The organism is Porphyrobacter sp. GA68 (assembly GCF_022605525.1).
GTDB lineage: Bacteria > Pseudomonadota > Alphaproteobacteria > Sphingomonadales > Sphingomonadaceae > Qipengyuania_B.
The window spans coordinates 1,366,039-1,384,573 of sequence record NZ_JAKQYJ010000001.1; the positions used below are offsets into that span (position 1 = coordinate 1,366,039).

Sequence of the window (18,535 nt, forward strand, 5' to 3'; positions counted from 1 at the left end):
TCGCGCTCAGGCCCGCGCCCGCAGCCCGCCGTGCGGTGCAACATGGTCCTTCAGTGCATTGAGGTAAGCGGTCCGCGTCTGCGCCTGCACCCAGGCGCGCGAGGCTTGCTCGCGCGGGGTGGGCAGCCCCACGGGTGGCAGGCGCAGTTCTGCCAGCATCCGGTCGACCTCCTGCGGTTCGCGTGGCTTGACCGCGCCAAGCTGCGGTATCCTGTCCAGGTCGGGATGGGTAAGGCCGAAAGCGAACAGTTCGCGATAGCCGACCCGCTCGGCAAAGCCGCTGCCGATGCGTGCCCCCAGCTTTGACGCCAGCGCGGCGAGCGCCTGATCCACCCGTTCCTGCTGGCGCGCCTCATGCGGCCGCACGCGGTTCTTGAGCAGCAGCCAGTCCGCAGGGCGGATGCCTTGCCGTTCCCGTTCCTGCTGCAGGCCGGCCACCAGCGCGCCGAACGGACCGGTTGCGGTCAGGGCCATCGTGGCGGGGTTGAAGCGACCGAGATGCGCGAGGTCGATGAACGAGGGGTTCACCGGCGTCACCAGAGTATCGGCGACAGCGATGGCAGCGCGCGCTAGGGGCGAATCGTGGCCCGGCGCGTCGATGAGGATGAAGCGGCAACGCGTCCCCAATCGTCCCATTTCCTGGAACAGCGCCGCAGTCGCGGCCCGATCCACTACGGCAGAACGTGGACAGGCGAGCGCTATGCCGAGGCAGGTCTTCGTCGCGCGCCTGTTCTCAAGCGCCATGTGCAGCGATCGTTGGCGCGAGTCGCAATCAATCGCCAGCACAGCCGCGCCGGCGTTGGCGAGGGCAACCGCCGCGTGGAACGCCAGGGTCGATTTTCCGACCCCGCCTTTCTCGTTCGCGAACACAATCACATGCGCGTCACGTTGCGGACGGCTTTGCACATCCGCGACCAGCTGGCTCAAGCCGGGCACCGGCTGCACGGAAAAAGCTGTATCCATCATCCCTCCGCCTCTGGCATGGGCGCGATCCCGCTGGAGATTGCCCAATGTTAAGCGGTTGAGTTAAAAAGTCGATAATGAACGGCGGCTGCGACCACGGCTTGTTCCGCCCTGCAAGAGACTGGCAAGCGGCAGCGCGCGCCTTATTTGGGACGACATGTCGCGCAGCAAGGCAGATTCACCGACCAGTCCAGCCGGGGCGGAACGATTTCACGAGGATCGCGCCACCTACACGGTTGCCTCGGCGCAGCCCGATCTGGACGCAGGCGTCACGGCGATCCGGTCAACCGTCCGTACGCTGAAGCCCCGCCCGGGCGTGTACCGGATGCTCGATGCGCGGGGCGATGTCCTTTACGTCGGCAAGGCGCGCAGCCTGAAGGCGAGGGTGGCGAACTACACGCAGGTGAGCGGCCTTACCAATCGTCTGCGCCGAATGGTCAGCCAGACGCGCAGCATGGAAATCGTTGTCACCGGATCGGAAGCGGAGGCGCTGCTGCTGGAGGCGCAGCTCATCAAGCGGTTCCGGCCACCGTTCAACGTCCTGCTGCGCGACGACAAGAGCTTTCCTTTCATCCTGCTGCGGGCTGAACATGATTACCCCCGCATCCAGAAACACCGCGGCGCGCGCCGGTTCAAAGGCAACTACTACGGGCCGTTCGCCAGCGCGGGGTCGGTGAACACCACTATCAACGCGTTGCAGAAGCTGTTCCTGCTGAGATCCTGCACCGACGCGTTCTTCAGGACACGCCAGCGGCCATGCCTGCTCTACCAGATCAAACGCTGCTCCGCCCCGTGCGTCGGACGGATCGACCGCGAGGGGTACGGCAGGCTGGTCGCGCAGGCAAAGGACTTCCTGGCCGGAAAGTCGGGACAGGTTCAGGCGGGCCTTGAGAAACAGATGGCCGAAGCGGCGGAAAACCTAGACTTCGAAACCGCCGCCCTGCTGCGCGACCGCTTGCGGGCTGCGACCTTCATCCAGGGCAGTCAGGCCATCAATGCGAGCGGGGTGGGTGATGCCGACGTGTTTGCCCTGGCCAGCAAGAGCGGCCAGGTAGGCGTGCAGGCGTTCTTCATCAGGGGCGGGCAGAACTGGGGCCATCGCGCGTTCTTCCCTGCGCATACTCAGGATCTGGACGAGGGGGAGATCCTGTCGGACGTGCTGCTGCAGTTCTACGAGGAGGTTCCGCCGCCGCGCGTCATCCTGGTCGACCGCGACCTGCCGGAATGCGAACTTCTGGCTGAGGCGTTCGGCGAAGCGGCCGGGCACCGGGTCGAGATCAGCGTACCCCAGCGGGGCGACCGCCGCCGCCTGCTGCAACAGGCGCAGCGCAATGCCACCGAAGCGCTCGAGCGGCGCGCCGCCGAGAGCGGCACCAAGGCGCGGTTGAACCAGGAGCTGGCCGACTTCCTAGAACTGGACGCGCCCCCGCAAAGGATCGAGGTTTACGACAATTCGCACATCCAGGGCGAGAAGGCGGTTGGCGCCATGATCGTGGCCGGGCCGGAAGGCTTTGAGAAAGGGCAGTACCGCAAGTTCAACATCAAGACGGCGCAGACGAACGACGACTTCGCCATGATGCGCGAAGTTATGCGCCGGCGGTTCGGGCGGGCGATGGAGGAGGACCCCGACCGCGAAAAGGCAGGGGTGTGGCCCGATCTTGTACTCCTGGACGGGGGCAAGGGGCAGATGTCCTCAGTGCGCACCGTGCTGGAGGAACTGGGGATCGAGGAACTGCCCGTGGTGGCGGTCGCAAAGGGGCCGCACCACGGCCGCGAGGGGCGCGAGGTGTTCCACTTTCCGGACGGCCGGGAAAAGACGCTGCCTGTAAACTCGCCGCTTCTGTTCCATCTCCAGCGGCTGAGGGACGAAGTTCACCGCTTTGCCATCGGCGCGCATCGGGCGAAACGCAGCCGGGCGATCACCGCATCGCCGCTCGATGAAATCCCCGGCATCGGGCCGGCGCGCAAGCGTGCGCTGCTGCTGCATTTCGGGACCGCGGGGCGCGTTCGGGCGGCGGCGCTGGAGGATCTGAAGCGCGCGCCGGGAATCAACGATACCGTCGCCCAGAAGGTGTATGACTTCTACCATGCAAACGGGTAGGATGGGCACCGCCTGGGCGCACCGGACAGGAGGCGTCCGCCGGCCTAGCTGGAGTTGCACGCGATGAAATCTGTTCTGCTTCATGTTACCCAGGACCAAGCTTGCGAGAACCGTCTGCAGATCGCGCTGGACCTTGTGCGGGAATTTGGCGGGCACCTCACCTGCTGTCAGGTCGTTCCGTTCGAGATCCCTTCGCCCGGAGACTTCTACGGCATGGGCGCCTCCAGCTTGCTGCCGGTTCTGAAAGAAGACGCGGAAAAGCTGCGCGAGAGCAGCGAACAGCGTCTGCGCCGGGAGGGCATACCGTATGACTGGCAATTCGGGTTCGGCATGCCGGAGACCCATCTTGCCCAGCACGCTGCCTTGGCCGATGTGATCGTCGCCGGACCTTACGACCCGGCGGCGCAGGCGGGGCCGTCGCAACTGGTGGGCTGGCTGGCGATCCATACCCGCACCCCGGTTCTAGTTCCATCGCCGGACCATGCCGGGCTGGACGTGGATGGGCCGGTGCTGGTCGCCTGGAACGGATCGCCGGAAGCGGGCCGGGCCGTGCGTGGCGCGCTGCCTGTTCTGCGCCGCAGCGCACAAGTCGTGGTCGCCAGCGCCGTACAGCAGGAGGACCGCGCCCGCCTGCCCTCGCTCGCGGTTATGGAGTACCTGTCGCGGCACGGCGTCTCGGCAGAATTGCGCGAACTGCCGCAGGGCGGAGAGGACGTCGGCGATATGCTGAAAGGCGCGGCAAGAGAGTGCGGGGCCACGTTGATGGTGCAGGGCGCCTATGGCCATTCCCGCCTTAGCCAGATGATCTTTGGCGGCGTCACCCATCGCATGCTCAAAAAGGTCGAGCTGCCGCTGCTCCTGGCGCACTGATCCGCCGCATCTTAGTTCGGAACCTTGCGCGGCGGGCATGGAAGGGGATGGGCGCGCGTGGGTGTTATGCCGCGCGTTTAGCCGGCTTTCCTGCGGCCGCAGGCTGTAGCCGCACCCGACAACGCCCTTGTTCGGCCCGATCAGGTGCCGGCAGTATCCGCGCCCGTGTGCCGCCGCCCGATCAGCAGTCCCTTGCTGCCCCCGCCGTCGAAGGTAAACGCCAGGTCCGGCCAGCGGCGCCGCCACTGCCGGGTGATCCAGCGCTCTCCGGGGCGGGCGGCATCGTCCAGCATTACCGCGCCGCCGGGTGTCAACCGATCGAACAGCCGTTCGGCCGCGCCGCGGACCAGGGGATGAACGGTCCATGGCGGTCCATCCACCACCAGCAGGTCTATCTGTGGTGGCATCGACGGCAGTTGATACCATTCGCCCGGCCAGCCATCCTGCCGGACCAGCGGGGCGTGGTGGAAGTTGGCCGCCAGCCCGTGCTCCGCGAGCCACCGTTCCATTTCGGCCAGGAATGGCCGGTGCTGGTCAAAACTATACAAGCTGCCGCCGCCGTTCGCGCGCAGGGCAGCGGCAATGACCAGCGATGTCGCGCCCGAGCCAAGCTCCACCACCACCCGCGGCCGCAGTTCCTCAACCCGGTCAACCAGGCGATGGAGGAAAAAAGTGTCGGCCTTCCAGCTGCCCAGATTGGGCAAGGCATCCGCAGGCAGGTGCAGACGTTCCAGCAAGGCCCGCTTGCTCGCCGCCGTGCCGCCGTAGAGGCTCCGCAGCAGCCAGGGCCACTGGATCAAGCCCCAGGCCAGCAATGCGCCCTTTTCAGACCAGTTGCGATTGTTGCGTTGTTGACCCGGCAGGTCCAGCGGCAGCAGCCCGGTCGCGTGTTTGGTGGTCAAGCTGCTTTCTCGCTTCTACTCTGCTGCTGCGCCATACAGGGTAGAATACGAGGTTAGCAAGCGGGGCGCTTCACTCCTTGCGGCGCCGCCGGATCATCCCTTCCTGCGCGACGCTGGCGACCAGTTCGCCCGCGCGGTTGAAGATACTGCCTCGATTAAAGCCCCTGCCGCCGCCTGACCAGGGGCTGTCGGTTGCATACAGCAGCCATTCGTCGGCGCGGGCCGGGCGGTGGAACCACAGGGCATGATCGAGGCTCGCACTGGTGAGTTCTCCGCGAAACCAGGACAGCCCATGCGGCAGGACGCTGGTGCCCAGCAGCGTATAGTCGCTGGCGTAGGCGATCACGGCGCGGTGCAGGGCTGGATCGTCCGGCAGGCGCGCGACCGTGCGGAACCAACTGTGCGCCACCGGCGGCTTGGGGTCGCTGTTCATCCAGTGCAGCTGGCCCGGCGTGCGCATCTCTATCGGGCGAGGGCGCAGGAACAGGGCGCGCTGCCCCTCTGTCATGCGGTCACCGAACCGGGCGATCATCCCGGCGCGCTGCTCGTGCTCGGGGGGAAGATCTTCGGGCGGAGCGACGTCCGGCATCACCGGCGCCTGATGCTCAAGCCCGGCCTCCTCGCGATGGAAGCTGGCGGAGAAGTTGAGGATCGGCTCACCCTGCTGACTGGCGACGACCCGGCGGTTCGCAAAGCTGCGGCCCTCGAAGTCGGCCGTTACCGCGTAATTGATCACCTCGCCCTCGCGGCCGCCGCGCAGGAAATAGGCGTGGAGCGAATGGGCGCTCTTGCCTTCTTCCACCGATTGCTGCGCTGCCTGCAGCGCCTGGGCGATCACCTGACCGCCAAATACGCGGCCAACCCCGCCAGGCTGGGGTATGCCGGTGAAGTCAAACTCGTGCTTGCGTTCAACGCTGAGCAGCTGGACGAATTGGGCGATGATCTGTTCGGGCAGTGGCTGATCGGTCATATGGGGTTCGCCCTGCCGCAAGGCGCGGGGCACATCCAGCAGAAACTCCGCGCCGGCGTCAGGGGTATGCGAACACCGCGTAGCCGCAGCGCCGCAGCCCCGACGGGCGCGGTTGAGCCGCGGCCTAAAGCGCGGCGGCGTTGTACAATGCCGCAAGCAGCAGCAGCGCGACGATGTTGGTGATCTTGATCATCGGGTTGACCGCCGGTCCTGCCGTGTCCTTGTAAGGGTCGCCGACCGTGTCCCCGGTCACCGCCGCCTTGTGCGCTTCCGACCCCTTGCCGCCGTGATGGCCATCCTCGATGTACTTCTTGGCATTGTCCCAGGCGCCACCACCGCTGGTCATGGACAGGGCGACGAACAGGCCGCCCACGATGACTCCGAGCAGCAAGGCGCCGAGCGCGGCGAAGCCGTTCTCCTGTCCGGCAACGGCGGTGATGGTGAAATACACCACGATTGGGGCAAGCACCGGCAACAGTGAGGGAACGATCATCTCCTTGATCGCCGCCTTGGTCACCAGATCCACCGTGCGGGCGTAATCCGGCTTTGTCTCGTAGGTCATGATGCCGGGCTTTTCCCGGAACTGCTCGCGCACATCCTTGACCACATCGCCTGCCGCGCGGCCCACGGCGGTCATTCCCATCGCGCCGAACAGGTAGGGCAGCAGCGCCCCCAGCAGCAGACCGACGATGACGTACGGGTTCTCGAGGCTGAAATCGAGGTCGAGCAGGGGGAAGTATTCGGCAAGGTCCGCTGTGTAGGCGGCGAACAGGACCAGTGCGGCCAGCCCCGCCGAACCGATGGCGTACCCCTTTGTCACCGCCTTGGTTGTGTTGCCGACCGCGTCCAGCGCGTCGGTCTTTTCGCGGACGCTGTCGTCCAGCCCCGCCATTTCGGCGATGCCGCCGGCGTTGTCGGTTACGGGGCCATAGGCGTCCAGCGCCACGACCATGCCGGCCAGCGCCAACATGGACGTGGCGGCATAGGCAATGCCAAGGAGGCCTGCCAATTGGAACGCAGCGATGATGCCCGTGACGATCACCAGCGTCGGCAATGCGGTCGCCTCCATGCTGATCGCCAGCCCCTGGATGACGTTGGTGCCATGGCCCGTTTCCGATGCCTTGGCGATCGAGCGGACCGGGCGATACTGAGTGCCGGTGTAATATTCGGTGATCCAGATGATGAGCCCGGTGATGACCAGGCCCAGCATCGCCGACCAGAACAGCCCCCACCCGGTCACGCCGCCGACCAGGGTGGACAGCCCTTCCTCGGCAGGCGAACCTTCGATGGCGATGATTTCTGTCGCGTCGGCCAGCGACCCGCCGATCACCGCGTTCATGTCGCCCAGGGCCGCCTGCATCGCAAACCAGATCAGCGGAATGGAAAGAACGGCCGTGACCAGGAACCCCTTGTACATCGCGCCCATGATCGACTGCGACTTGCCCAACCGCACGAAGTAGGTGCCGATGATGGACGTGAGGATGCATGCTCCGCCGATTAGCAGCGGCAACGCCATCAGGGGCAACAGCAGGTCGCCGATGTTGCGCACCAGCAGTGCGGTCAGCACCATGGTCGCACCGACCGTCACGACATATGTTTCGAACAGGTCGGCCGCCATCCCGGCGCAGTCGCCGACATTGTCACCCACATTGTCAGCGATGACGGCGGGGTTGCGCGGGTCGTCTTCCGGAATACCGGCCTCGACCTTGCCCACAAGGTCGGCGCCCACATCGGCCGCTTTAGTGAAGATGCCGCCGCCCAGCCGGGCGAAAATGGAGATCAGCGAAGCACCGAACGCCAGCGCCACCAGCGCGTCGATGACGGTGCGATTGTTCGGCGCGAGGCCGAGCGGCCCGACCAGGACAACGAAGAAGACCGCAATTGCCAGCAACGCCAGTCCCGCAACGAGCAGCCCGGTGATTGCCCCGGCCCGGAAGGCCACCGTCAATCCCTGTTGCAGTCCGCTCTGCGCGGCTGCCGCCGTGCGCACGTTTGCCTTCACCGAGATGTTCATTCCGATGAAGCCCGCCAGTCCGGACAGCACCGCTCCGACGACAAACCCGATCGCGCTGACGATCCCCAGGAACAGAAGCACGAGCACCGCGACGATGGCCCCGACAACCGCGATGGTGGTGTATTGCCGTTTCAGATACGCCTGCGCCCCTTCCTGAATGGCCGAGGCAATCTCCTGCATCCGCGCGTTGCCGGTGCCCATCCTGAGCACCTGACTGCTGGTGACGGCGCCGTAAACGATCGCCAGCAACCCCAAGGCGATCGCAATCCAGATCAGCTCCACGCGGTGTCCTCCCTGTCAAACTCACGGTCCTCCGCCCGGGGGGCGGGGCCGATCTTGGACACAAGGTATATAGCGGTTGGGGCCGCTGGCAAGGCCGCTCACACTTGCCGGTGGAACGCGGCTCAGCCGTGGCGGTAGCCGAGCGGCTCTCTCGCCGGAACCTCGTCCACCAACAGCGGGGATCCCATCCGGCCCACCACCCGGCCGATACGCTCTGCCGCCACGGGAAGCCTGCTGTCCGCGGCGGCGGTGAAGAGCAGTGCGTAGTCGTCGCCCCAGCGCATCGCCTCCGCCTTGCGGGCTGCCGGCCCCGCGAAGGGCACGGCGCTGCTGTCGATGCAGATCGTCATACCGCTCGCCTCTGCCATGCGCTGCGCATCCAGCAGCAGCCCGTCCGACACGTCCATCATCGCACTGACCAGCGGAGCCAGTGCCTGTCCTTCAGCCAGGCGCGGAGAGGGGCGGCGGAAGGCGAGACTGTCGGCGCCGGTCGCGTCCCGCACCGCTTCGAACCCCAGCATGGCGGCACCGACCGGCCCGGCCAGGAACAGCGCATCGCCCACGCTCGCACCGCTTCGGGCAGGCACGGGGGTATGTGTCGCCCGGCCAATCGCCGTGAGCCCGAACGAGCGCTGCCCCGCTGCGGCCACCGTGTCGCCGCCCAGCAGTGCGACTTGAAACGCCTCCAGCCCCTCTCGCAACCCTCTCAGGAACGGGGCGTCTCCTTCCCCGAGTTGGTAGCCGAGCAGCACTCCGACCGGCTCGGCCCCCTTCGCGGCAAGGTCGGACAAATTCACCGCCAACAACTTCCAGGCGACATCGGCCATGTCCTGTCCGGGAAGCCAGTGCACGCCTTCCACCATGACGTCATGCGTCAGGATCAACGTCTCCCCGCCTAAATCCAGCACTGCCGCGTCATCCGCCAGACCGCGCGCGCCGGGATGCAGCGGAAGTGCCCGCAGAGCGGCAAGGAGGCCGTTTTCGTTCATCCGGTCGGAGTGACCATCCCGGCTGAACTTGTCAAAGGGGGCGCCGCCGGGCGCGTCAGTGTCCTGCTGCTGAAGCGGCAACGAGACGCCGGCTCACGGGCGCACCTCTCCGGCCACCGCGTCCAGCACGCCGTTGGCAAACTTCGCCTGGCTGTCGTCGAAGAACGCCTTGGCGACGTCCACATACTCGCTGATTACGGCCGCCTTGGGCACATCCTTGCGGGCGAGCAATTCGTATGTTCCTACCCGCAGCACCTGCGCCATGGTGCGATCCAGCCGGGCGAGGGTCCACCCCTGCGCGAGCTTGGCGGACAGCAGTTGATCGATCTCCTCGCCTCTGGCGTCCACGCCGCGCACCAGATCGTCGAAGAAAGCCACATCGGCATCGGCGTATTCGTCGCCCTCGATTTCATGACCCAGGCGGTGCTGGTGAAATTCGTCCAGCAGCCGGGCAAGCGGCGTCTGCTCCATTGCGCGCTGGTAGCTCGCCTGCACGGCGGCGAGCCGCGCCGCGGAACGGGCCTTTGAGCGGCGGGGTAGCTTGTTGGCGGTCATGGGAGGCGTAACTCGATAGAGTGGGCGTGAGCAGGCAAACCCTCCGCATGGGCGAGGGTTGCCGCGGCGGGACCGATGAGGCCGAGTGCAGCCGCATCCGGCACGGCGATGAAGCTGGTGCGCTTCATGAAATCGAGCACCGACAGGCCGCTGGTGAACCGCGCCCGTCGACCGGTCGGCAGGACGTGATTGGGGCCGGCTACATAATCGCCCACGGCCTCTGGAGTCATGCGGCCAAGAAACACGCTGCCGGCATGGCGCAGCTGTGCGAACAGCGCCTCCGGCTCCGCGACCGCGAGCTCCACATGCTCGGCAGCAAGGCGGTTGGCTAGGGCAGGGGCGGCGTCGAGAGAGTCGATAACGATGACGACACCGTGCGCGTCCCAGCTGGCGCGGGCTGCCTCGGCCGTGGACAGGCCGGTCAATTGCCGTTCGACCGCGTCACAGACCTGCCGGGCGAACGCCTCGTCGTCGGTGATGAGGATGCTTTGTGCGGCCGGATCGTGCTCCGCCTGAGACAGAAGGTCTGCAGCGATCCAGTCCGGATCGTTGGCTGCATCGGCGACCACCAGTATCTCGCTCGGCCCGGCAACCATGTCGATGCCCACCAAGCCGAAAACCTGCCGCTTGGCCTCTGCAACCCACGCGTTGCCGGGTCCGGTAATGACATCGACCCGGGCGATCCGTTCCGTGCCATAGGCGAGAGCCGCGACCGCCTGTGCCCCGCCGATGCGCCAGACCTCGTCCACTCCGGCCAGGTGGGCCGCGGCCAGCACCAGCGGGTTGACCTGCCCGTTCGGGGTCGGGGTCACAACCGCGAGCCGATCCACGCCCGCAACCTTCGCGGGAATGGCGTTCATCAGCAGGGATGAAGGGTATGCGGCCCGCCCGCCGGGAACGTAAAGACCGGCCGCGTCGACCGGCCCCCACTTCGCTCCCAGCCGTATGCCGGCCGCATCGCGGTAGTCGCGGTCCTGCGGCAATTGCGCCTCGTGGAAGGCGCGAATACGCTGCGCCGCGAGGTTCAGCGCGCTGCGCAGATCAGGGGCGAGGGCGTCATACGCGGCGGCGCAGTCGTCCGGAGCAATCCGCCAGTCGCCATTCAGGCGCAATTCGAAGCGATCGAACCGCGCCGTGTATTCCGCCAATGCCGCATCGCCGCGCTGTTTCACATCCTGCAGGATTTTCGTGACGTCGCCTGCCACGCCGTTGTCGCCTTCCCGCCGGTTGTCGACGATGGCGGTGAATTCGGTGGCAAAATTATCGTCAGCGGAGCGCAAAAGGCGCATCAGGCGGCCTCCGCTTCGGACAGGCTGCGAAAGGCATCGATCAGTGGCGCAATCCGGCGATCGGTCTTGAGCGCTGCACGGTTGACGATCAGCCGGGCGCTGACATCCATGATGCGATCCGTTTCCACCAGGCCGTTTTCCGCAAGGGTTCGGCCGCTCGACACCAGATCGACGATCCGCCCGGCCAGTCCCAGTGCAGGGGCAATCTCCATCGCCCCGTTCAGCTTGACGCATTCGGCCTGAACGCCGTGGCGCTCGAAGTGACGGCGGGTCAGGTTGGGGTATTTGGTTGCGACCCGCAGATGACTGGCCCGCAGCGCGTCCATCGTGCCCACAGCCGGTTCCGCGATGGACAGCCGGCAATGGCCGATGGCCAGATCAACCGGCGCGTAGAGGTCGGCGTAGTCGAATTCTTCCACTACGTCGGAACCGACAATGCCGAGCTGCGCCGCGCCGTGAGCCACGAACGTCGCCACATCGAAGGCGCGTACCCGGATCAGGCGCATGTCCGCGGGTGATCGGCAGGCGAATGTCAGGGCGCGGTTGTGCTTGTCGCCGAACGCGGCTTCGGGCACGATCCCCGCGCGTGCCATCACCGGCAGTGCTTCTTCAAGGATGCGTCCCTTGGGCACAGCGAAGGTCAGGAGGTTCGGCATGTCGCCGGCAGATAGGGGCCGGGCTGAAAAAGGGCAATCGCGGATGGCGGAGGATGCAGCGGCACCACGACAGGCAGATGTTGCCATGGACGAGCGCGGAGGCGCGGCGCTTGCGACCGCCTTCCACAATCAGGTGGCTTACTGCAAGGCGAACCGCGCGCCCATAACGGCCGGGATCGTCGCGGCGATCTGGACTGCGGTGGAGAGCGGGCGGGGCGGCCCTGTGGGAGAACGGGTGCGGCGATGGCCCGGCGCGCCGTTGCCGGACGCATTGCCGTTGCGGATTGCTGGCGGCCTTCATGCCCTGCACTTATCGGGGCAAGAACCTGCGCTGGGGCCGATCTACGCGGGGGCGCAAGGTGATGCCGCAGGGATCGTTTCCGGCGCGCTGGAACGCCATGCGGCGTTCCTGCTCCCATGGCTTGATGGACCACCCCAGACCAACGAAGCTGGCCGATCCTGGGCTTTTGTTGCAGGTATGCTTTGGCTCGGCAGCCGGGGCCTGCCACCAGCGTTCGAGTGCCTGGAGATCGGGTCCAGCGCGGGGATCAACCTGATGCTGGACCGCTACGCCTACAGCTTGGGCGATGTGCGCGTTGCCCCGAACAACGCCGTGTTGACGCTGAAGCCCGAGTGGCGCGGGCCACCGCCATCGACAGAGAGGAAAGTCGGCTTCGTCTCGCTGGAAGGTTGCGATGTCGCCCCTCTCAATTTGCGGGATCCCGCCGAGGCGCTGCGGCTGAAAGCCTATGTCTGGCCTGAGCACAGTGAGCGCTTCGTCCGGCTGGAGGCGGCGATCGCGGCGGCTCACCAAGCGGCGCCCCGCATTCAACGCGTCACCGCGGCGGCGTTCGTGGAAAACCGTCTTCGCCGGCACCAAGCGCCAGGGACGACACGGGTGCTGATGCATTCGGTGATGTGGCAGTACATGACCGAACCCGAACAGGAGCGCATCACCGCGGCAATGGCAAACGCGGGCGCGCAGGCTACGATGGAGCGGCCGCTTGCCTGGCTCTCCCTTGAAGCCAACCGCACTGTTCACCGGCATGAACTGACCGGGCGGTACTGGCCCGGCGGCAACAATTGGGCGTTGCTCGCAACCGCGCATCCGCATGGCGAATGGGTGGAATGGCTCTGATTCCGCCGTTCGCCGCTGCCTGCTGACCTGTATCAGGTTTGCGCGGACGCTCCAATGCGCGTCCCCCGCCGCGCTTGCGCGAAATTTTGCGTGGTCGGGCCGAGGGAACTCCGCTTCAGGAGGACGCCAGGAACCTTTCCATTGCCGCGTTGACTTTGACCGGCGCCTCCCACGGCACAAAGTGACCGCAGCCGGAAACCTGTTCGATGGTGAGGTTCTCCACCTCGTCCTCAAGCCCGCCCAGATTTTCAGGGGGGAGGGCAAGGTCGTCCATCGCCCAAACCACCAATGTGGGCAGTGTCAGCTTGGGCAGTGCGGGCGGGGTCCAGCCTTCCGGTAGCGCATACGGCGCATCAAGCGGCGGGACCACCACCGGCGACGCGCGATACCAGTTCAGCATCCCGAAGGCCGCGTCCCGGTCCTGCCAATCGGCCAGTAGGGCCGCCCGTTCATCAGGCTCCATCTGCGCCGGCCGGTCCCATTTCACTTCTTTCAGCAGAATTCCGGTCAGCCCCTGTTCGCGAACCAGCGCGTCGTTGGCCGGGTCGCGGAACCCGCGCATATACTGACTGGCCCGGCGCTGGTTCTCGTCGAGATACAGTAGCCGCTGGAAAATCGCGGGATGCGGGGCATTGGCAATGATCGCGCGGTTCACCCGCTTGGAAAACTGCCCCTGCAAGGCCACGCCCCAGGCGATCGCGCCGCCCCAGTCGTGACCAACAACCGTGAAGTTCGCCACATCCAACGCTTCCGCAAGGAGGAACACGTCGCCGATCAGCTTGTCCGGCTTGTAAGCGTCCACCTCCTGCGGTTTGCTCGACCCGCGATAACCGCGCTGATCCGGCGCGATGCATCGATAGCGATCCTGGAAGTGGGCGATCTGGTGCCGCCAGGTGCGGTGGGATTCGGGAAAGCCGTGCAGAAAGATCAACGTTTCGCCGTCGCGCGGCCCAACATCCACCACGTCCAGTTCGATGCCGTTGGCCAAAGCAATCCGGCGTTGTTCCATGCGCTGTTCTCCCTCAGACGTGTCGTTCGACGAGGGGTTCGAACCCGCCATGGATCATCCGCCTGCCGTCAAACGGCATCTCACCAAATTCGGCCATGCGCGGGTCGCGCATCATCTTTTCGCCGGCGGCATCGGCGGTCGCCTTGTCGGGCCAGGTGACCCAGGCGAACACGACCTTTTCGCCGTCCTCGATCCTGACCGCGCGGCGGAAATCGGTGGTGTGACCATCGCGCACATCGGCTTCCCAGCACTCCACATTGCTGAGCGCGCCGTGATCGCGCAGTATCGCCCAGAACCGCTCGGCAGTATCAGCGTAGGCTGCCTTGTTGCCTTCCGGCACCGCGACGATGAAACCTTGCACGTACATGAGGACGCTCCTTGTGATCACCAATGCGGGTCAACCGCTGCCGCAAACTGCCGCTCCATCGCTCTGCTTCACGGATAGAACACGGTCTTGGGCTTTTCCGGCAAAGGAATGTATTCTTCGGAATCGCCCGGCACCACGGGAAAGCGTCCGGCGCGCCAATCTTCCTCCGCCTGCCGGATACGGTCCGGGTCCGAGCTGACGAAGTTCCAGCGGACGTGGCGCGGGGTTCGGAACGCTTCTCCTCCCAGCAGCATCACGCGGCCGCCGCGTTCGCTGCGCAGGGTCATCGTCTCGCCCGGCTGAAGGATGTAGAGCGTGTAGAGTTCCAGCACCTGGTCCCCGATTGCTCCCTCGCCCCCCACCAGCATGACCGCGCGTTCGTCGGCGCTGTCCTCGACGGGTAAAGAGCCGCCGGGAGCAAGCATTATCTCGGCGTAGATCGTGTGCGAATGGGCGGTGGTTGCCGCCTGCTCGCCCCACAGGCGACCCATGATGACCGTCGCGCTGGCTCCCTTGTCCTCAACCACCGGCAATTCGGTCAGCGTCTCGAACGCCGCGTCGATCTCCTCCGCGCCGTCCGGCAGGGCAAGCCAGGTCTGCATTCCGTAAAGCTGCGGCCCGGCCTCCCGCTCCTCTTGCGGAGAGCGTTCCGAGTGGACGATGCCGCGACCCGCCGTCATCAGGTTGACCTGACCGGGCCGGATCGTCGCGAAGCAGCCCAGCGAGTCGCGATGGTCGATGGCCCCCTTGAACAGCCAGGTGACTGTGGCGAGGTTAATGTGAGGGTGGGGGCGCACGTCCATGCCGGTGCCCAGGTCCAGGCTGGCGGGTCCGAACTGGTCGACGAAGATGAACGGCCCGACCATTGACCGTTCGCGGGCGGGAAGGGCGCGGCGCACCTCGAACTGGCCGAGATCGTGGGTGACGGGCGTGATAATCTGCTGGATCATGAGCGCCATTGTGTCACGTTCACCCATCGCAGGAAAGGCTGCCGTTCAATCTTCGAACCGGCTTTCCTCCCGCAGCTTCAAGCCGGCTGTGTGCAGCGGCGTCGGGGTCCGTTCGAAGCAGTGCGGCGTCATGCCGGTGAACCGCTTGAATTCGCGGGTCACATGCGACTGGTCGAAATAGCGCAGGGCGGCCAGGTCGTGCTGCGTCGGACTGGAAAAACCGCGCATGGCCGTTGCCATGTCGAGATAACGGCTGCGACGCAGTATCGCCTTGGGGCTAAGTCCAAAAGTGCCAAGACATCGCCGCTCAAGTTGGCGAACGGACAGATCCACTCGGTCAGCAGCATCTTCCACCCGCATGGCGCTGTCCGTGCGGGCGATCACCTCGAACATGGCCATCTGCGGATCGACATGGCGCGTGCCGACCTGATCCAACCGGCGTTCCAGCGCAGCGCTCATCGCGGCCACCTTGGCTGCATCATCTCCCGCACCCTCCACTTTGGCGCACATGCTGTGGGCAAGGTCGCCCCAGACGTCCTCCAGTCGCAGCATGCGGTCGGTGAACTCCCGGTGCGACTGCGTGAACAGGCCGCGCCATCCGCTTGGCCGGATCGCGGCGCCAACCACCAGGAAGCTGCCCTGCACGCGCACCCTGAAGGGCCGCTCGTTGGCGCCAAACAGCAGCGTGCGTCCCGGCTGAGTCCATACGCCAGGCGCGATCTCGCCGCGCCAGTCGCCTTGCAGGAGGCAGCGAATGAACGCGGTTTCAGCGAGCAGGAAGTCCTCGATCACAAGATGAGGTGGCAGCACGGCCTCGAAGACATAGAACCGCCGCACGAAAGCGGCGAGCGAAGGGGGAGGGTGATAGGTCCGCGAAAGCAGCATCTAGTCCGGCGCCGACGCCCTGATAGCGAGTGCATGGACCCGTTCGCCCGGTATGTCACCCAGCGCGCGGTTCACCATGCGTTGTCGTTCCAGCCGTGACTTGCCCGCAAAGGCCGCGGCTTCGATGGTAATGGTGAAGTGCGATTCTCCGCTGCCGTCGTCACCCGCATGGCCGCGGTGCCGGGCGCTGTCGTTCACCACGTGCAACGCGCTCGGGGCGAACGCCTCGCGAAGCAGGCGCTCCATCTCCTGCTGCATTGTTCCCACCATTGCGCTCCCTTGGCATCGCATTGTTCAAACCCCATTGTGAAGGGTTCATGCGGCAAAGCAAGTTTCACGGACGTGTTGAAGGGGCCTCTCCCGAGTGCCACCATCCCGGCTGCCTAGAGCCGGGCGAATTTCGCGCGCCCGGCGCGCAGGGGCCAAGTTTCGATGGACCCGGAGACTGGCGCTGGCTGTGCCTTGACCATGTGAGGGAATTCAACGCCGGCTATGACTGGTTCGCGGGCATGAGCGCGGATGAGATACTGGCGGCTCAATCCCCGGTCAGCGGCTGGCGGACGGAACAACCCGCATTCCGGCCCACCGCCGGACTCGACGGCATGCCGAGGTGGAACGATTTCACCGACCCGCTCGACGCGATCAGCGCCCGCGCCGGGGGCATCAGGAACAGGGCGCAGCGTGAAACGGAGATGGCCACGAGCGGGCGCTGGAGCCGGGAGGAAGCCAAGGCGCTGGAGGTGATGGGTCTTGGCAGTCAAGCTGATCGGCCAAGCCTGCGCCGCCGCTACCTCGAACTGGTCCGCCGCTATCACCCCGACCGCAACGGCGGCGACCGCCAGCACGAACACCGGTTGGTCCGCGTGGTGGAGGCGTATCAGCTGCTGCGCAAGAGCCGGGCTCTGGCATGATCGCGCATCGGCTCGCGCAACTTTTCATGTGCCGATCGTTAAAGCAAGTGAACCCCTGAAAGAGAGGACAGATATGGCTTTCACCCTACCCGACCTACCCTATGCCCATGATGCATTGGCGCCGACCATCGACGCCAAGACGATGGAACTGCACCACACCAAGCATCATCAGGCGTATATCACGAAGCTGAACGACGCCATCGAAGGCGACCAGTCGCTGCAGGGAAAGGATCTGGACGCGATCATGCGCAACATCTCGTCGCAATCTCCGACGGTGCGCAACAACGGTGGCGGGCACTGGAACCACACGTTCTTCTGGGAAACCATGAAGCCCGGCGGCGGTTCTCCCGCTGGCCGTCTGGCCGAGGCTATCGACAGGAAGTTCGGCTCGCTCGACGCCATGCGGAACGAGTTCAACGACGCTGGCGCGGCCCAATTCGGTTCCGGGTGGGCGTGGTTGATCGTTGACGAAACCGGCGATCTGCGCATCACTTCCACACCCAATCAGGACAACCCGGTCATGGACATCGCCGAGATCAAGGGACGCCCGATCCTTGGGAACGACGTGTGGGAACACGCCTACTACCTCACCTACAACAACCGGCGACCCGATTATCTGAAGGCTTGGTGGGACGTGGTGAACTGGGACAAGGTCGCGGAACGCTACGAAGCGGCTGCTGACTAGAAGCCTGCTGCCCCCTTCTTCCAGGCGGCGGAAGGGGGTGACCGCCCGTCCTTGGCGGGCCTGGTCCTCTCGGTTTAGTCGATTATCGGCGCGTATTCCAAAGCGCGCTTGTTCATTGTTGCCGGAACGCCCAGCGCAAGGTCCGCCCGACCGCCATGGTGGCGGCGCGATTGGCGACCGCCGTTACGCCGGGCGCTGGAAGGTTGAGCATCGCACGGGCGAACGGGGGCAGCATCGCCACCGCCTCTGCCGCCAGGACCTGCTGTAGCGGGGCAGGCGTGCCTTCGGGCCTTTCACTAAGAACGATCCGGGCCACCTCCCGCGCCTCCGGCGTTGCGCGCAGTTCTCCCCGCATCTCGCGGAACAGTGCGTCGGCCTCCGCAACGCAGCTGGGCACAGGGTCCGCGCCAAGGCGGCGGCCGACCTCGGCGAACTGCCGGTAATACTCGTCCTGCTCCGCGAGGGGCATGTCGGGCCGGGCATAGCGCCGGTACCCTGCAAGAAAGCTCTGCGCACCCGCCAGATGCACCCAGGCGAGCGTCCGGGGGTCTTGCGCGGAATACCGTTCGCCCGAAGGCAGGGTTCCCTGCACGCGCGTATGAATACGGTTCACAGCGTCGATCGCGGCTTGGGCCTGTTGCGCTTCACCAAAGGTTGTCACCGCCATGAAACGCGCCGTGCGGCGCAACCGGCCGTGCATGTCCTGACGGAAGTCGGAATGATCGAGAACCCCCTGCAAGGCGTGCGGGTGCAGCATCTGTAGCAGCAGGCTGCGCACTCCCCCGACCATCATCCCCGTCAGGTCCGCGTGGACCATGCGGATCGGAGTGTCGCGGGCGAACAGCGCGTTGTCAGATGGCGGAATTGGCCGCTGCCCGTTCTGGGTGTCGTTGAACACTGCCCGTACCCGCCTGACCAGCTCGCCCCGCAGGCCATCGGCGGCACGGTCGAGTAGCGGAAGGCGGGGAAGCGGCATTGCGGCCTAAGCTAATGTCCCTC

19 protein-coding genes are annotated in these 18,535 nt (G+C 65.8%); 5 read left to right on the plus strand and 14 right to left on the minus strand.

Translation table 11 applies throughout. From position 1 onward, the window contains the following. Positions 1 to 6 precede the first annotated feature (6 nt). Positions 7 to 966, minus strand: a complete 960-nt coding sequence (locus LHJ54_RS06840; RefSeq protein WP_228243155.1) for a division plane positioning ATPase MipZ — start codon at positions 964 to 966, stop codon at positions 7 to 9. A 154-nt stretch (positions 967 to 1,120) separates the two neighbouring features. Here LHJ54_RS06840 and uvrC point away from each other — a divergent pair, with 154 nt between their 5' ends. Then, on the plus strand, positions 1,121 to 3,064 hold the full coding sequence (gene uvrC, locus LHJ54_RS06845; protein ID WP_228243156.1) for an excinuclease ABC subunit UvrC: 1,944 nt from the start codon (positions 1,121 to 1,123) through the stop codon (positions 3,062 to 3,064). 63 nt (positions 3,065 to 3,127) lie between these two features. Then, positions 3,128 to 3,934, plus strand: coding sequence for a universal stress protein (locus tag LHJ54_RS06850; protein WP_228243157.1), 807 nt, complete (start codon positions 3,128 to 3,130; stop codon positions 3,932 to 3,934). Between the two features lie 140 nt (positions 3,935 to 4,074). Here the strand turns inward: LHJ54_RS06850 and LHJ54_RS06855 are convergent, their stop codons facing one another. The 7 genes from LHJ54_RS06855 to hisG form a co-directional block, all read right to left on the minus strand. Further along, positions 4,075 to 4,836: a class I SAM-dependent methyltransferase gene (locus LHJ54_RS06855; protein WP_228243158.1), complete on the minus strand. Its 762-nt coding sequence runs from the start codon at positions 4,834 to 4,836 to the stop codon at positions 4,075 to 4,077. A 70-nt stretch (positions 4,837 to 4,906) separates the two neighbouring features. Next, positions 4,907 to 5,806, minus strand: coding sequence for an acyl-CoA thioesterase II (locus LHJ54_RS06860; protein ID WP_228243159.1), 900 nt, complete (start codon positions 5,804 to 5,806; stop codon positions 4,907 to 4,909). Positions 5,807 to 5,930: 124 nt separating this feature from the next. Beyond that, positions 5,931 to 8,102, minus strand: a complete 2,172-nt coding sequence (locus tag LHJ54_RS06865) for a sodium-translocating pyrophosphatase (protein WP_228243160.1) — start codon at positions 8,100 to 8,102, stop codon at positions 5,931 to 5,933. 122 nt (positions 8,103 to 8,224) lie between these two features. Next, positions 8,225 to 9,091: a thiamine-phosphate kinase gene (thiL, locus tag LHJ54_RS06870; protein WP_228244323.1), complete on the minus strand. Its 867-nt coding sequence runs from the start codon at positions 9,089 to 9,091 to the stop codon at positions 8,225 to 8,227. A gap of 93 nt (positions 9,092 to 9,184) precedes the next feature. Further along, the gene (gene nusB, locus LHJ54_RS06875) at positions 9,185 to 9,646 is read right to left on the minus strand and encodes a transcription antitermination factor NusB (protein WP_228243161.1); all 462 of its coding nucleotides are present in this window, start codon (positions 9,644 to 9,646) and stop codon (positions 9,185 to 9,187) included. Next, positions 9,643 to 10,935 carry a histidinol dehydrogenase gene (gene hisD, locus LHJ54_RS06880; RefSeq protein ID WP_228243162.1) on the minus strand — a complete coding sequence of 431 codons (1,293 nt, stop codon included), beginning with the start codon at positions 10,933 to 10,935 and terminating at the stop codon, positions 9,643 to 9,645. Before hisD ends, nusB begins: the two co-directional genes overlap by 4 nt. After that, positions 10,935 to 11,591: an ATP phosphoribosyltransferase gene (gene hisG, locus LHJ54_RS06885; protein WP_228243163.1), complete on the minus strand. Its 657-nt coding sequence runs from the start codon at positions 11,589 to 11,591 to the stop codon at positions 10,935 to 10,937. Before hisG ends, hisD begins: the two co-directional genes overlap by 1 nt. Here hisG and LHJ54_RS06890 point away from each other — a divergent pair. Then, positions 11,590 to 12,729, plus strand: a complete 1,140-nt coding sequence (locus LHJ54_RS06890; protein WP_228243164.1) for a DUF2332 domain-containing protein — start codon at positions 11,590 to 11,592, stop codon at positions 12,727 to 12,729. The two genes, hisG and LHJ54_RS06890, sit on opposite strands and share 2 nt — an antisense overlap. A 115-nt stretch (positions 12,730 to 12,844) precedes the next feature. On the opposite strand, the gene LHJ54_RS06895 is transcribed toward LHJ54_RS06890, so the two are convergent. From LHJ54_RS06895 to LHJ54_RS06915, 5 genes are all read right to left on the minus strand, one after another. Continuing rightward, positions 12,845 to 13,738: an alpha/beta fold hydrolase gene (locus LHJ54_RS06895; RefSeq protein ID WP_228243165.1), complete on the minus strand. Its 894-nt coding sequence runs from the start codon at positions 13,736 to 13,738 to the stop codon at positions 12,845 to 12,847. Positions 13,739 to 13,751: 13 nt separating this feature from the next. Beyond that, positions 13,752 to 14,105: a DUF1428 domain-containing protein gene (locus tag LHJ54_RS06900; protein WP_228243166.1), complete on the minus strand. Its 354-nt coding sequence runs from the start codon at positions 14,103 to 14,105 to the stop codon at positions 13,752 to 13,754. A gap of 68 nt (positions 14,106 to 14,173) precedes the next feature. After that, on the minus strand, positions 14,174 to 15,055 hold the full coding sequence (locus LHJ54_RS06905) for a pirin family protein (RefSeq protein WP_228243167.1): 882 nt from the start codon (positions 15,053 to 15,055) through the stop codon (positions 14,174 to 14,176). A gap of 45 nt (positions 15,056 to 15,100) precedes the next feature. Further along, positions 15,101 to 15,940, minus strand: coding sequence for a helix-turn-helix domain-containing protein (locus tag LHJ54_RS06910; RefSeq protein ID WP_228243168.1), 840 nt, complete (start codon positions 15,938 to 15,940; stop codon positions 15,101 to 15,103). Further along, on the minus strand, positions 15,941 to 16,210 hold the full coding sequence (locus LHJ54_RS06915) for a BolA family transcriptional regulator (protein ID WP_228243169.1): 270 nt from the start codon (positions 16,208 to 16,210) through the stop codon (positions 15,941 to 15,943). 47 nt (positions 16,211 to 16,257) lie between these two features. Between LHJ54_RS06915 and LHJ54_RS06920 the strand changes: the two genes are divergently transcribed. Both LHJ54_RS06920 and LHJ54_RS06925 read left to right on the plus strand, forming a co-directional pair. Beyond that, positions 16,258 to 16,851, plus strand: coding sequence for a J domain-containing protein (locus LHJ54_RS06920; RefSeq protein ID WP_228243170.1), 594 nt, complete (start codon positions 16,258 to 16,260; stop codon positions 16,849 to 16,851). 73 nt (positions 16,852 to 16,924) lie between these two features. Then, the gene (locus LHJ54_RS06925) at positions 16,925 to 17,536 is read left to right on the plus strand and encodes a superoxide dismutase (protein WP_228243171.1); all 612 of its coding nucleotides are present in this window, start codon (positions 16,925 to 16,927) and stop codon (positions 17,534 to 17,536) included. A gap of 112 nt (positions 17,537 to 17,648) precedes the next feature. Here LHJ54_RS06925 and LHJ54_RS06930 read toward each other — a convergent pair whose 3' ends face one another. Continuing rightward, on the minus strand, positions 17,649 to 18,512 hold the full coding sequence (locus LHJ54_RS06930; RefSeq protein ID WP_228243172.1) for an oxygenase MpaB family protein: 864 nt from the start codon (positions 18,510 to 18,512) through the stop codon (positions 17,649 to 17,651). Positions 18,513 to 18,535: the final 23 nt, after the last annotated feature.

Excerpts from the sequence above, each read along its gene's own strand:
- LHJ54_RS06840 (WP_228243155.1), bottom strand. The coding sequence starts at position 966 with ATGATGGATACAGCTTTTTCCGTGCAGCCGGTGCCCGGCTTGAGCCAG.
- uvrC (WP_228243156.1), top strand. The coding sequence starts at position 1,121 with ATGTCGCGCAGCAAGGCAGATTCACCGACCAGTCCAGCCGGGGCGGAA.
- LHJ54_RS06850 (WP_228243157.1), top strand. The coding sequence starts at position 3,128 with ATGAAATCTGTTCTGCTTCATGTTACCCAGGACCAAGCTTGCGAGAAC.
- LHJ54_RS06860 (WP_228243159.1), bottom strand. The coding sequence starts at position 5,806 with ATGACCGATCAGCCACTGCCCGAACAGATCATCGCCCAATTCGTCCAG.
- thiL (WP_228244323.1), bottom strand. The coding sequence starts at position 9,091 with ATGAACGAAAACGGCCTCCTTGCCGCTCTGCGGGCACTTCCGCTGCAT.
- nusB (WP_228243161.1), bottom strand. The coding sequence starts at position 9,646 with ATGACCGCCAACAAGCTACCCCGCCGCTCAAAGGCCCGTTCCGCGGCG.
- hisD (WP_228243162.1), bottom strand. The coding sequence starts at position 10,935 with ATGCGCCTTTTGCGCTCCGCTGACGATAATTTTGCCACCGAATTCACC.
- LHJ54_RS06890 (WP_228243164.1), top strand. The coding sequence starts at position 11,590 with ATGTCGCCGGCAGATAGGGGCCGGGCTGAAAAAGGGCAATCGCGGATG.
- hisG (WP_228243163.1), bottom strand. The coding sequence starts at position 11,591 with ATGCCGAACCTCCTGACCTTCGCTGTGCCCAAGGGACGCATCCTTGAA.
- LHJ54_RS06895 (WP_228243165.1), bottom strand. The coding sequence starts at position 13,738 with ATGGAACAACGCCGGATTGCTTTGGCCAACGGCATCGAACTGGACGTG.
- LHJ54_RS06900 (WP_228243166.1), bottom strand. The coding sequence starts at position 14,105 with ATGTACGTGCAAGGTTTCATCGTCGCGGTGCCGGAAGGCAACAAGGCA.
- LHJ54_RS06905 (WP_228243167.1), bottom strand. The coding sequence starts at position 15,055 with ATGATCCAGCAGATTATCACGCCCGTCACCCACGATCTCGGCCAGTTC.
- LHJ54_RS06910 (WP_228243168.1), bottom strand. The coding sequence starts at position 15,940 with ATGCTGCTTTCGCGGACCTATCACCCTCCCCCTTCGCTCGCCGCTTTC.
- LHJ54_RS06915 (WP_228243169.1), bottom strand. The coding sequence starts at position 16,210 with ATGGTGGGAACAATGCAGCAGGAGATGGAGCGCCTGCTTCGCGAGGCG.
- LHJ54_RS06920 (WP_228243170.1), top strand. The coding sequence starts at position 16,258 with ATGCGGCAAAGCAAGTTTCACGGACGTGTTGAAGGGGCCTCTCCCGAG.
- LHJ54_RS06925 (WP_228243171.1), top strand. The coding sequence starts at position 16,925 with ATGGCTTTCACCCTACCCGACCTACCCTATGCCCATGATGCATTGGCG.
- LHJ54_RS06930 (WP_228243172.1), bottom strand. The coding sequence starts at position 18,512 with ATGCCGCTTCCCCGCCTTCCGCTACTCGACCGTGCCGCCGATGGCCTG.